We start from the raw sequence: 13,248 nt of genomic DNA, 5'->3' as shown, positions 1-13,248 counted from the left end.
ACAAAGGACTAGAACGATGAAAAAACTTGCAACTCTTATCTCTGCTGCACTTCTTTCTTCAACCGTATCGGTAGCGGCGCAAGCTCAAGATACCATGGCGATTGTGGTTTCGACGCTAAACAACCCGTTCTTCGTAACGATGAAAGACGGTGCGGAAGCAAAAGCGAAAGAATTGGGGTACGACTTAATTGTACTGGACTCGCAAAATGACCCGAGTAAAGAACTGTCGAACATCGAGGATTTAAGTATTCGCGGCGTAAAAGCAATTCTTATCAACCCAACGGATTCTGATGCAGTGTCTAATGCAATTCGTATGGCGAACCGTTCTAAGATCCCTGTGTTGACATTAGACCGTGGTGCAAGCCGTGGTGAAGTCGTGAGTCACATCGCGTCGGACAACGTAATTGGTGGTGAAATGGCAGGCCACTACATCATGGAAAAAGTCGGCGAAAAAGCAAAAGTCATTCAACTTGAAGGTATTGCGGGCACATCGGCAGCGCGTGAGCGCGGTGAAGGCTTTATGAATGCCGTGAAGGGCAGCGATATGGATCTTCTTGCTAGCCAACCGGCTGACTTTGACCGCACGAAAGGTCTAAACGTAATGGAAAACCTGCTAGCGGCTAACCCGGATGTACAAGCGGTATTTGCACAGAATGATGAAATGGCGCTAGGTGCACTTCGCGCAGTTCAAGCTTCTGGCAAAGATGTCGTTATCGTTGGTTTTGATGGTACGGAAGACGGCATTGCAGCAGTTAACCGTGGCAAACTAGCGGCAACTATTGCTCAGCAACCAGACCTTATCGGTGCTTTAGGTGTTGAAACGGCTGACAAAGTTTTGAAAGGTGAAGAAGTAGAAGAGTACATCCCAGTACCACTAAAAGTAGTCACTAAGTAAGTTTTAAGTTCAATAAATCATCCTAATTTTTGCTCTCTCCTCCGTTTATATCTGTCGTTTAGGAGGTGAGGGCAAACTTACCCAAAATACTGCAAAGTGTGGGGTATAGATGCCTTTGGCTTTTTATCGAGACTCCTTCATCAGGAAGAGAAGTTAAAGTCATCTAATGTATTTTCCTAAACAGTTTTTAAAAAGGGTTCATTCAGAACCGAGGATAACCGTATGAATAAGTTAGTGGTGTTAGGTAGTGTAAACGCTGACCATGTTCTTCAAGTGCCTTCTTTCCCTCGCCCAGGCGAGACGCTGCATGGTCGCAACTATCAAGTTATCCCAGGTGGCAAAGGTGCCAACCAAGCCGTCGCGGCGGCGCGATTAAATGCAGACATAGGTTTTATCGCTTGTGTGGGCGACGACTCATTCGGCATTAACATTCGCGAAAACTTCAAAATGGACGGCATCGATATCACTGGTGTGAAGATGCAGCCAAATTGCCCGACAGGTATCGCGATGATTCAAGTGTCGGACAGTGGTGAGAACAGCATTTGCATTTCAGCTGAAGCGAACGCCAAACTGACAGCAGAAGCGATTGAGCCAGATTTAGAGCGTATTCGCCAAGCAGATTACTTGCTAATGCAATTGGAAACGCCGATGTGCGGCATTGAGAAAGCTGCGCGTGTAGCGAAAGATGCCAAAACCAACGTAATTTTGAACCCTGCGCCAGCTCGTGAATTGTCTGATGAATTACTGTCTTGCATTGACGTGATTACGCCAAATGAAACCGAAGCTGAAGTTCTGACAGGTATTACTGTAACAGACAACGAAAGCGCGCAAGAAGCGGCGAATGTGCTACATGGTAAAGGTATAGAAATTGTCATGATCACACTCGGTGCAAAAGGCGTTTGGCTAAGCCAAAACGGTCGAGGCGAAATCATCTCGGGTTTCCGCGTTGAAGCGACGGATACTACCGCAGCGGGCGATACATTTAATGGGGCATTCGTCACTGGTCTCCTAGAAGGTTTACCTTTAGAATCAGCGATTAAGTTTGCACATGCGGCGGCTGCAATTTCTGTGACCCGCTTTGGCGCGCAAACGTCGATTCCAACCCGCGAAGAGGTGGACGCGTTTCTCGCTGAACAATAAGGCGCACAACGCCTCATTAAAATAGGAGTAGTAACATGGCGACGATGAAAGACATCGCAAAACTGGCAGGGGTTTCCACTTCAACAGTGAGCCATGTTATTAACAAGACGCGTTTTGTGAGCGAAGAGATCTCTGAACGCGTTAACAATGCCGCAAAAGAGCTTAACTACTACGCGCCCTCTGCGTTGGCGCGTAGCCTCAAAGTCAATCGTACCAAAACCATTGGTATGCTCGTGACAACCTCAACCAACCCATTCTTTGGCGAAGTCGTAAAAGGCGTCGAACGCAGCTGCTACCAAAAAGGCTACAGCCTCATTTTATGTAACACCGAGGGTGATAACGAACGTATGCGTCAATCCATTAATACGCTATTGCAAAAGCGTGTCGATGGTTTGATCTTGATGTGCTCGTCGCTAGAAGGAGAGCGTATCGATGTATTTGAGCGTTACCCAGATATCCCAGTTGTGGTAATGGACTGGGGGCCGATGCTATTTACAAGCGATAAAATCCAAGACAACTCACTTCGTGGCGGTTACTTAGCGGCGAAATACTTAATTGATTGCGGCCATACCGAAATTGGGTGCATCACTGGCCCTTTGATTAAACACCAAGCGCAAATGCGATACGAAGGTTATAAGCGAGCAATGAACGAAGCGGGCTTGGAATTTAATGCCAATTGGATCATTGAGTCTGACTTCGAATGTGAGGGTGGGTATCAAGCGTTCAAAAAAATGGCTCAGCGTGGCGCATTACCCAGCTCGATTTTCGTCTCTAACGATATGATGGCGATGGGTGTGATTAACGCCGCAAATGAGCTCGGTATTAAAGTGCCGGACGACCTATCCATTATTGGTTACGATGACATCCATATCGCGAAATTTATGTCGCCATCGCTAACTACCATTCATCAGCCTAAGTACCGTTTGGGGCAGGCTGCCGTTGAGACTCTTGTCCGAAAGTTGGATGAAAAATCAACAGAGGCACAGGTCGTACAATTAGAGCCGACTCTAGTGGAACGAAAAAGCGTCAAGAGGTTAAAGTCAAACCTCACTGAATGACGTGTGATGTTGAGCTAAAAAATTAAAAAAGTCGTTTCTCTTTATACGATAAAGCCTTACTATCGTCGTTGATTATAAATAAAACTATTAATTGTTGTCTGGCGGATTAGTCAAATGTTATCAAAAGGTTACGCTAAGTTATCTGTAAAACACCCTTGGTTTCACCGAGTTAATGTTATTACAGTTGTATTGATTTTTTTTGTGAGCTGCTATCAGCTACTGGTTAATGAAGCATTTGAGTACGCAATTGGCTTTATTATTACACTTTTGGCGTCAGCTTTATTTGCATCAGCTTCTGCATTCAAAAAACGCTATCTAGGCTTGGACTCATAGGCACGTCTATTTCCAACACCGTTCAATAGCATCATTTATTGCTTTCAAGTAAACATTGAACTGAATTATGATCGAGTGCATCAAGAGGAGGACAAATGTCCTCCTTTTTGTTGGGGATCACGCTCTAATATAAGCGTATTCCAAACAAAATAATAAAGGACATGTTATGGACCTCTTTGCCTTACTCGATATTAATAATACTCTCGTTAACATTCCGATTGGCGACGGCTACGCAATGAGCTGGATCGAAGCTTTCGGTACCGTTTTTGGACTGCTTTGCATTTGGTTTGCCAGCCAAGAAAAAACCATCAACTACTTATTCGGTTTGCTGAATGTCACGCTTTTTGCCGTTATCTTTTTTCAAATTCAGTTATACGGATTATTGCTTCTTCAATTGTTTTTCTTCTGTGCGAACATTTACGGCTGGTATGCGTGGACTCGTCCAAACGCACAAGGTGAAACGCTGGAGGTTCGCTGGTTAAATAAACAGAAACTTATTACTACTGCCTCTATTAGCGTTGCATGTATCGCATTATTAACGATCTATATCGACCCATTTTTCTTTGCGCTAGCAAACATTGCTGTTGATAGCTTGAATCTCTTTGGTGCTGACTTGGCTGAACCGGTGCTTGAACCTGACGCGTTCCCGTTCTGGGATGCAACCATGACAGTACTTTCTGTTGTTGCACAAATTCTGATGACACGTAAATACGTCGAAAACTGGATTCTATGGGTTGTGATTAATATTATCAGTGTGGGTATCTACGCGACGCAAGGTGTTTACGCAATGTCTGTTCAGTACGCGATTCTTATGTTCATCGCTGCCAATGGCACGCGTGAGTGGGCTCGTAGCGCTAAGCGCAATGGCGATAAAACCTTAGCGCACGCTGCTGCGTAAGGAACGAAAAATGGCCAAACAACCTCATATCGGAGTGGATGAAACACAAATCGCTTCCCTCGTTATTGTATGCGGCGAGCCAGATCGAGCGAATCGTATCGCGGTATTATTTGATGATGCAGAAATGGTGTCGGAAAACCGCGAGTACCGTGTGTTTACCGGCAACTACAAAGGCAAGCCTGTTTCAGTATGTAGTACAGGTATAGGTGCGCCATCGATGATCATCGCAGTGGAAGAGCTAAAACAGTGCGGTGTGACTCATGTGGTACGCGTTGGATCGGCGGGGGCAATGCAATCAGGCATTCATCTTGGCGAGTTGATCATTGCCGAAGGCGCGGTAAGAGATGAGGGCGGCTCTAAAGCGTATGTCGATTCGTATTATCCAGCCTACGCAAGCTTTTCACTGTTAAAGGAAGTTGAGCGTTACTTGTCGATGCAAAAAGTGCATTATCATTTTGGTGTGGTGCGTTCTCACGACAGTTTCTATACCGATGACGAGGATGCAATATGCCAACATTGGAACAAGAAAGGCATCTTAGGTGCCGATATGGAAACCTCTGCGCTGTTTACGGTCGGTCGACTACGAGGCCTTCATGTGGCTTCGATATTAAACAACGTGGTGCTGTATCAACAAGATGTGAAAGAAGGTGTTGGTCAGTACGTTGATGAGGCCAAAGTAATGATGCAAGGTGAGAAGAGTGCCGCGATTACGGCATTAGAAGCCTTGGTTGCTCAGCGTTAGCCAGTCTCTATCTCAGTAAGTCACATAAACAGAATAGATGTAAAGCGACAGGTCACTGTCGCTTTTTTATTTGGAGTTACGGGGTACAATCCACCTTAAATAGTTGTCCGTAACTTTTTCTGAGAGAGCAGAAAATGAAAATCAGCCCTTATCCGACTGGTCGCTTCAAAACATACCTTGAAGAAAAGAGTGCCACCTTTCGCGATTTGATTTATCAATGCCAAATAAATTCGCGTTACTTTGATGCTGGGGAAGCAATTCTCCGCCAAGGTGAGCAACTTCAGTACTTGTATGTTGTGCCAGTAGGTCGAGTCTCGATGAACATATTGGCCGCAAATGGACGACGTTTTCAATTAGGGGAAGCTAACTGCGACTATCATATTTATGGTGAAATGGAGTTCTTCACTCAGACTCCTTGTCAATGGAATGTGATAGCAGATGAACATATGCAGGTTGATGTTATCTGTATCCAAAAACTAACCGAAGCACTGCAAAATCATCCCCAAATGATGGTGTTCTTCGCTTCAGCATTGGCTGAGGATTATCAAGACTCCATGGATATCTACACTAATCGTTTGTTGCATCCCATTACTTACAACATTGCCTATGATCTTCTCGTCCGTAATCAGACGGATAAGCTGCTTGGTGGCTTTGATAAAGTGAACCAAGAGGCTGAGCGGTTTGGTACCTCAGGCCGAGTCTATCGACGTGCAGTTAAGGACTTGATTGAAAAGGGATTGATTACCAAAACGGACAACGGTTTGGAGATTATTGATGAGCTGGCACTCAAAGCGTTTATTGAAGCGCATGAATGATACGCCCAGGTATTGAAATTGATGAGTTTTATAAGTCTTTGATATATCTAAGTCTTGAGTAAACGTAACTAATGTAAAGTACCTTAAATTTTGTTGAATGCATTAAAGAGTAGCGTTATATTGCGAACGCGTATGATAATAGATCTCATTAAGGCTTAACAAAATGAAAAAATTCGTCGGTGCGGCTATGCTGTCGTTATTTACTGTTTCTCCTTCTTTCGCTGCTAAAGTTGTGATTGACCACTACATGGGTCAAACAGAGCTAGAGCAATCCCCAGAGCGTGTGGTTGTGATTGGCTTTGGCCCGCTAGATGCGCTGGACAACTTTGGTATCGATCCTGTTGCAGTATCTAACTCGTCTAATCTTCCTAGTTACCTTTCAAAATACAGCAAAGATAACTACACCTCTGCGGGTAGTTTGTTTGAACCTGATTTTGAAACCATCTACATGCAAAAACCGGATTTGATTTTGGTTGGTCCGCGAGCGTCTGCGAAATATGAAGAGCTGAGTGAAATTGCCCCTACAGTTGTTTTCGCGGCGAAAGAAAACCAAGGCTATTGGGAAGGCACGCAAGCGCAATGGCGCAATATTGGTAAGATCTTCAATATCGAAGAAAAAGTAGAGCAGAAAATTGAAGCGCTAGATGCTCAATTCAAAGCAATCCGCGACTACAACCAATCGAACAAAAATGATGCATTAACGATTTTAAGCATGGGTGACAACATCAGCGCGTTTGGTGCCCAGTCGCGATTTGGCGTCATTTATAACGACTTTGGCTTCTTGGAAACGGTTGAGCACGTGAAAACGGGCACTCACGGAGATGTCATTTCTTATGAGTTTATTCGTGAAGCTAACCCGAAAAATATCCTCGTGGTTGACCGAAATTCTCTGACAGGTACGCCGGATAACGATATTCGTAAATCCATGGATAACGACTTAGTCAAAGCGACTGCGGCATATAAAAATCATAAAATCACCTATTTAGATGTGGACGCTTGGTACTTGTCGATGTCTGGTGTGACAGCAACAGAAAAAATGGTCAGTGAGATAAAGCAAACCGTTGAACTGTAATCCAAGATAGCAGAGGTTAACTTTGAAGAAGTTATTGCTAACCCTTGTGGTTTTAAGCACGGTTTCGTTATTTGTTGGGGTGGCAAACATGACGCCCCAACAACTCTTTTCAGGTGATGAGAAAGCATTAGAACTTTTCTTTACCAGCCGTATACCACGTTTATTTGCCATATTGCTTGCTGGTGCTGGCTTGAGTATTGCGGGTCTTGTCATGCAGCAAATCAGCCAGAACCGATTTGCTGCACCTTCTACAACTGGTACGATCGAATGTGCCATGTTGGGCTACGTACTGAGCGTGGTTTTCTTTGGTAATGATAATCACCTTTGGCTCGTGTTCGGCATCTCGGTATTTGGGACGCTGGCGTTTGTTTTCTTTATTCAGCGCATTCAATTTAAGAGCGTGGTTTTTGTGCCGCTTGTCGGGATTATTTTCGGCAATGTCATCCAATCCATGACTACGTTTATCGCTTACAAATATGATGCACTTCAAAGTCTGAATGCTTGGACAGTCGCAAACTTCGCTAACATCTTGCGTGGTGATTTTGAACTGCTGTACATCGCGGTACCAATGGTTATACTCAGCTATCTTTTTGCCGCAAGGATCTCTGCCGTAGGTATCGGAAAAGATTTCGCGATTAACTTGGGTTTGAATTATCAGCAGGTTGTGACGATTGGCGTGCTATTGGTGTCCATCATGTCAGCAAGTGTCGTGATGATTGTTGGCCAGTTGCCATTCTTAGGGCTGATTGTGCCGAATCTCGTGAGTCACTTTTATGGCGATAATCTCAAAAAGAACATTCCGCTTACGGCCATGTATGGGGCGATTTTAGTGTTGTGTTGCGACTTGGTGAGTCGTTTAATTATTTTCCCTCATGAAATGCCAATCTCTATCGTGATCAGCATATTGGGTGGCGTGGTATTCATCGCTATGTTGTTGCGAGGTAAGCAACATGCGTGATTCAACGAAAATCCTGCTGCTAGGTGGCATTGCGATTCTTTTCGCGTGTCTGTTTATTGGTATTGGGCTAACGGCTGACAACTACCAATATTTTTTGTCTCGTAGAGTTCCTAAAGTATTGGCGATAGTGCTAGCGGGTGTGGCCATTGCTCAGTCTTCACTTGTATTTCAAACCATTACGCACAACCGAATTTTAACGCCAAGTATCATGGGTTTTGATGCGCTGTATGTGTTAACCCAAATTTTGATCGTGTTGATTTTTGGTGGGTTGAGTACCTTAGTTCTTAACTTGTACGTCAATTTCGCGATTGCAGTAATTGTAATGGTGTCGTTTTCGCTACTGCTGTTTGGGTTTTACTTTTCAAAAGGAAGCAAGAACCTGATTACGTTGCTATTGGTCGGCTTGATCTTTGGTCAGCTATTTTCCAATGCGGCGTCATTCTTTTCTTTGCTGATGGACCCAAACACATATGCAATTGTTCAGTCGAAACTGTACGCCAGTTTCAATAATGTCAAAGTGAACTTGGTTTACTTTAGTGCTCCGGCTTTGATGTTTGCATGTTGGTTGTTGTTTAGGATGCATCGCACTTTAGATGTGTTTTGGCTCGACCAAGACAATGCGAAAAGCTTGGGTGTTGATGTACCTAAAGTGACAAGAAATGTGTTTATTATCTCGGCGGTTTTGATTGCTATTTCTACGGCTTTGGTAGGGCCAATCATGTTCTTTGGTTTACTAGTGACCAACTTAAGCCGAGAAATGTTCCGAAGTTACCAACATAAAACGCTATTGGTCGGATGTTCGTTTCTATCCATAAGTTCACTACTTGCTGGGCAATGGATAATCGAAAACGTGTTTAGTTTTGAGACGACGTTGAGTGTCGTAATTAACTTTATCGGCGGTGCGTATTTCTTATACCTGCTGCTGAAAAACAAAGTTGTATAAATATGATAGTAATAGATAAATTAACGAAGGCTTTCGGTTCAAACAAAGTCGTAGACGAGGCCAATACTCAGTTTGAAAAGGGCAAGGTAACATCGATTATCGGTCCAAATGGCGCGGGAAAGAGCACGCTGTTATCTATGGCCTCGCGCTTAACGGAGCGAGATGGCGGTAGTGTTATCATTGATTGCAAGGAAATCGCGGAATGGGACACAAAAGAGCTAGCGAAAAAACTGGCAGTACTTCGCCAAGCTAACTCGATTACAATGCGGTTTACCGTAAAAGAGTTAGTCTCTTTTGGTCGTTTCCCATACTCTAAAGGAAATCTGACTAAAGAAGATCATGAGGTCATAGAACAAGCAATCGACTACTTAGATTTGCAAGATATTCAAGACAAATACTTGGATGAATTAAGTGGTGGTCAGCGACAGCTTGCATTTATTGCTATGGTGATTGCACAAGATACAGATTATGTCTTTCTTGATGAGCCTCTTAATAACTTAGATATCAAACACTCTCTTCAGATCATGAAAGTTGTGCAGCAGTTAGCCCATGACATGAATAAAGCCATGGTGGTCGTGATTCATGATATTAATTTCGCGGCGTGTTACTCAGATGTCATATTGGCGCTTAAGAAAGGCAAGGTTGTGGCGAGTGGTGCGGTTGAAGAGGTTATTCAAGCGTCTACGCTAGAGGACATCTACGAAACGCCATTTAACATCATAGAGTTAAACGGTAAGCGCATGTGTACCTATCATTAAGCGAGCTAGTTCGTTTTTAACGAGATCAATAGATAGGCGGGCTTACTTGGTGAGCTCGTCTATGATTGGGCATCGGCTCTCTGCATCTCCAGGACAAGAAGAAACCCAACCTTCAAGTTGCGTTTTGATCTCCATGAGGTGTGCAATTTTTTCTTCAACCTCTCTCAGTTTGTCCATGGTTCTTGCTTTTACTTCGCTACTTTTGCGGTTGGGGTTATGAGCAAGTTGTACGAACTCTTTGCATTCTTGCAACGAAAAGCCTGCGCTTTTTGCGCGTGATACCAAGTTAAGCTCTTGAATATGATTATCTGAATATTCGCGATAGCCAGAGTCGCTACGCGCTGGTGGAGATATGATCCCTTTGTCTTCATATAATCGAATCGACTTAGATGAAAGCCCAGTGAGCTTCGCGACGGCACCAATATTCATGTTTAACCTCCATAACGTTTAAGGCGAGTATATACCGATGTTGTGGATAAGACACTCCTAAATAACAGTCAGTTACCTAGAGTCTCCTTACTCTTTAATCACTTCATGTGGTGGCACACCAAATGCCTTTTTAAAGGCATAAGTGAAGTTAGAAGGGTGGTGGTATCCGGCTTCATAGGCGGCTTCTGTTATCGTCACTAGGCCACGTTCCAAATGTTGCCTAGCAATCTCAAGACGTCGAAAACGAATGTAGCCGTTTATGGTCATATTAAGTGATTGTTTAAATCGACGCTGTAGGTTTGAAACACTCATTGAGAATTGGCTCGCCAACTTTTCCAAGCGTAGTTCTTGATCAAGGTGAGTTTCAATATAGCTGACAATATCCTCAATCCGACCGTCAATGTGTCGTTCAATACTGCTGTTTTTAGCACTGAAATTCTTAGGAATTTGCTTGGTGGCTTGATGTAATATTTGATAGATCAAGCTTTCGACCTCTAGCTTTTCTTGGAACTCTTGCGGTGTTTCTCTATTTGTTAACGTTTCGGCCAGCTCGCATAGCGTCTGGTTAGGCTCCAACTGTTGAAACGCCTGATGAGAGTTAAAAAAGGCTCGATGACTACAATTTTGCTCAAGGCGGGCCTCTAGCCATTGGGGCTTAACCAATATGTTGATCTTATTAATGAGGTTATCTTTGAGCAGTGAACGACGAAAATTTGCAGGTTTGAGTAAGTTCACCACTACACCCTTAGGGCCGTCGCTCGCGTCTAAATCAAATTGCAAATCGTCGTAGCCAAACGAGAGTCTACCTTCTAAAAGAATAGTGACCAGCAGTGAGGCGTGTGCAGTAGAAACAATATTCGAATCAATAAGTTCTAGACAACGCCCGCCATGAACAAAAATTTGATCATTGTACTGATATGATAGGAACTTACCTTCGGCCAGTTGAGTTTGACAAGGTTGGCCTTGCGTGACAATCCATTGTTTCTCTGTCGCCTCTAGTCTTTGGGTTAAAGCTATCTTGGCAATTTTAGTTCGTTTTGTTGTGACTTCCTGCATTTGACACTTCCTCATAACACTTGTGCGATTTCGCATAACCAAATCGCCTTTGTATTTATAAAACTCATGTTTATTATACCTGAGAATTATTATCATTAATATTTAGGAATGAAGTTATGGAAAGCCCTGCTTGTTCACCTATCAAGCTTTCAAGCCTTTGCCTTGCAGTGGGAATGGCGCTATCAACCCCTGTTTTAGCTCAAGATACTGAGTCACATTTTGAAGAGGTCGTTGTATGGGGAACGAAAGTTTCCAGCAACACTGAGTCGATGTTTGCGGACGACATGTCACTGAAGCAAGCCGATCATATGTCTGATTTACTGCGCGATATTCCCGGTGTGGATGTTGGTGGCACACACTCTGTGAATCAACGTATTACGATTCGTGGTTTGAGCGAAACCGATTTGGACATTCGTCTTGACGGTGCTTCTCAGCATGCGAGCATGTTCCATCATATTGGTAACTTGACGTTGAACCCTGACATTCTCAAATCTGCGGACATTCAGGTAGGTAATAACTCTGTGACTCAAAACGGGTTAGGCGGTTCGGTCTACTTTGAAACGAAAGACGCTCGTGACTTACTTCGTTACGATGAAAAGTTTGGTGCGCGTGTTTATGGCGGCTATGCATCCAACGACAACCAACAAGGTTCGTTGACACTGTACGGACTTTTGTCCGAAAACATTGATGCGATGGTCTATGGCCATTACGTTACGCGTGATGATTTTGAAGATGGTGATGGCAATAAAACCTACGGTGCTGCAGGTGATGTTTACAACATTCTGGCTAAGCTGGGGTATGAACTAAATGACATCCATCGTTTTGAGCTCTCTTATGACATGTACCGAGACAGTGGAGATTACAGTCCGCGTCCTGATATGTCGGGTAGTGCAAATAATAGCCTGTCGAGCAAGTTACTTATCCCTACGGATTATGACCGCGATACCATTACCTTGAGTTACGAGTTGCGAGGCGAACAACACCAAGGAAACGTCACTCTTTATAATACCGAGACAGAAATTAAACGTGACGAAACGGTGATGGCCCCTCGTTGGCCCTCGAACCGTTTATCAAAGAACACCGCCAAAAACCAAAACTTTGGTTTGAATGGCAAATTCCAGTCAGATGTTATGTTGGGTGAGTTTGATAATCGAGTCACTTATGGCTTCGACTACATGGATAAAACGTCTTCGAGTTACTACGGTAGTCGTAAGTTTATGGACGAATCGGCGATTTCAACCGCACTGTTTGTAGAAGATCAGTTCTTCTTCTCTGATGCCTTCTTTATTACTGCAGGTATGCGCTTTGATGATTACAAACGCAAAGCTGAGACAGGAACCAGTAATTATGATGATGTGACTTGGGCTCTAGCAGCAGAATGGGCGGTGACGCAAGATTGGACGTTGTTTGCGAGTGCACGCTCTCTATTTAAAGGTCCAGAGCTAATGGAAACCTTTATTGCTTACCAAGACGTTGCATTTTTAGAGGATGGGCTAAAGCCAGAAACGGGATTGAACTCGCAGGGTGGTGTTCGTTTTGATAAAACCTTTGATAAGCATTTCTTTGGGGCGAATATTACGGTATTCCAAACGGAAATTGATGATTACATTGCAGATCAGTACCAAAACGCGACTCAAACTTACCTGATTTACAACTTAGGTGATGTTGAGATTAAAGGCTTTGAAGCAAGTGCTTCTTATGGTTACGACAAGTTTAACAGCAAACTTTCTTACTCTAAGTCGGACACCAAAAACAAGAATACTGGTGGTCCTGTTGCTGGGGGCAATGGGCGTAGCATTGATATGGGTGATAGCATTGCTCTAACTTTGGATTACCAGTCAGACGCTTTAGAAACGATCTTCGGGTGGAACTCAATGTTTGTTCTAGAGGAAGACAACGTCTTTGATGGTCAGCCAAAGAAAGCAAGTTATGATGTGCATAATCTATACGCTCAATGGGTGCCGTCTGATATTGATGGGCTGTCGGTGACCTTTGGTATTGATAATGTATTTGACGAGTTGTACAGCTCTCATGCGTCTCGTTCGGGGACTGCACGTGGCTTCACGCTTGATGACTACGAGCCGGGTCGCAACTTCAAGCTCTCTGCAGCTTATCAATTCTAACAAGGTTCTTCATAGGACGTTTCAAAGT

13 protein-coding genes are annotated in these 13,248 nt (G+C 43.8%); 11 read left to right on the top strand and 2 right to left on the bottom strand.

Features of this window, described 5'->3' with window-relative positions; all coding sequences use genetic code 11:
• The first annotated feature begins 16 nt into the window (after window positions 1–16).
• The 10 genes from rbsB (at window position 17) to vctC (ending at window position 9,612) form a co-directional block, all read left to right on the top strand.
• On the top strand, window positions 17–895 hold the full coding sequence (rbsB, locus tag R7H07_RS01465; RefSeq protein ID WP_005373143.1) for a ribose ABC transporter substrate-binding protein RbsB: 879 nt from the start codon (window positions 17–19) through the stop codon (window positions 893–895).
• Between the two features lie 222 nt (window positions 896–1,117).
• Window positions 1,118–2,035, top strand: coding sequence for a ribokinase (gene rbsK, locus R7H07_RS01460; RefSeq protein ID WP_025767872.1), 918 nt, complete (start codon window positions 1,118–1,120; stop codon window positions 2,033–2,035).
• Window positions 2,036–2,070: 35 nt separating this feature from the next.
• Window positions 2,071–3,093, top strand: a complete 1,023-nt coding sequence (locus tag R7H07_RS01455) for a substrate-binding domain-containing protein (RefSeq protein ID WP_005373138.1) — start codon at window positions 2,071–2,073, stop codon at window positions 3,091–3,093.
• Between the two features lie 499 nt (window positions 3,094–3,592).
• Entirely contained in the window at window positions 3,593–4,324 is a 732-nt protein-coding gene (pnuC, locus tag R7H07_RS01450) for a nicotinamide riboside transporter PnuC (protein WP_017820308.1), read from the top strand.
• 10 nt (window positions 4,325–4,334) lie between these two features.
• Window positions 4,335–5,066 carry a nucleoside phosphorylase gene (locus R7H07_RS01445; protein ID WP_206958796.1) on the top strand — a complete coding sequence of 244 codons (732 nt, stop codon included), beginning with the start codon at window positions 4,335–4,337 and terminating at the stop codon, window positions 5,064–5,066.
• 134 nt (window positions 5,067–5,200) lie between these two features.
• The gene (locus tag R7H07_RS01440) at window positions 5,201–5,881 is read left to right on the top strand and encodes a Crp/Fnr family transcriptional regulator (RefSeq protein WP_005382613.1); all 681 of its coding nucleotides are present in this window, start codon (window positions 5,201–5,203) and stop codon (window positions 5,879–5,881) included.
• Between the two features lie 163 nt (window positions 5,882–6,044).
• Window positions 6,045–6,953: a siderophore ABC transporter substrate-binding protein gene (locus tag R7H07_RS01435; RefSeq protein WP_005376635.1), complete on the top strand. Its 909-nt coding sequence runs from the start codon at window positions 6,045–6,047 to the stop codon at window positions 6,951–6,953.
• 22 nt (window positions 6,954–6,975) lie between these two features.
• A complete protein-coding gene (gene vctD, locus R7H07_RS01430; protein WP_017820306.1) occupies window positions 6,976–7,911 on the top strand; it encodes an iron chelate uptake ABC transporter permease subunit VctD in 936 nt (311 codons plus the stop codon).
• Window positions 7,904–8,854 carry an iron chelate uptake ABC transporter permease subunit VctG gene (gene vctG / locus R7H07_RS01425; RefSeq protein ID WP_005376631.1) on the top strand — a complete coding sequence of 317 codons (951 nt, stop codon included), beginning with the start codon at window positions 7,904–7,906 and terminating at the stop codon, window positions 8,852–8,854. Before vctD ends, vctG begins: the two co-directional genes overlap by 8 nt.
• 2 nt (window positions 8,855–8,856) lie before the next feature.
• A complete protein-coding gene (gene vctC, locus R7H07_RS01420) occupies window positions 8,857–9,612 on the top strand; it encodes an iron chelate ABC transporter ATP-binding protein VctC (RefSeq protein WP_017635379.1) in 756 nt (251 codons plus the stop codon).
• 42 nt (window positions 9,613–9,654) lie between these two features.
• On the opposite strand, the gene cueR is transcribed toward vctC, so the two are convergent.
• The gene (cueR, locus tag R7H07_RS01415; RefSeq protein WP_005376627.1) at window positions 9,655–10,041 is read right to left on the bottom strand and encodes a Cu(I)-responsive transcriptional regulator; all 387 of its coding nucleotides are present in this window, start codon (window positions 10,039–10,041) and stop codon (window positions 9,655–9,657) included.
• 87 nt (window positions 10,042–10,128) lie between these two features.
• Entirely contained in the window at window positions 10,129–11,097 is a 969-nt protein-coding gene (locus tag R7H07_RS01410) for a helix-turn-helix domain-containing protein (RefSeq protein WP_005382609.1), read from the bottom strand.
• Between the two features lie 116 nt (window positions 11,098–11,213).
• Between R7H07_RS01410 and R7H07_RS01405 the strand changes: the two genes are divergently transcribed.
• The gene (locus R7H07_RS01405; RefSeq protein WP_205391201.1) at window positions 11,214–13,220 is read left to right on the top strand and encodes a TonB-dependent siderophore receptor; all 2,007 of its coding nucleotides are present in this window, start codon (window positions 11,214–11,216) and stop codon (window positions 13,218–13,220) included.
• Window positions 13,221–13,248: the final 28 nt, after the last annotated feature.

Origin of the sequence: Vibrio sp. Vb1127 (genome assembly GCF_033338735.1) — a bacterium.
GTDB classification, from domain to species: Bacteria; Pseudomonadota; Gammaproteobacteria; order Enterobacterales; family Vibrionaceae; genus Vibrio; species Vibrio alginolyticus.
This window is presented reverse-complemented; position numbering and strand designations above follow the sequence as displayed.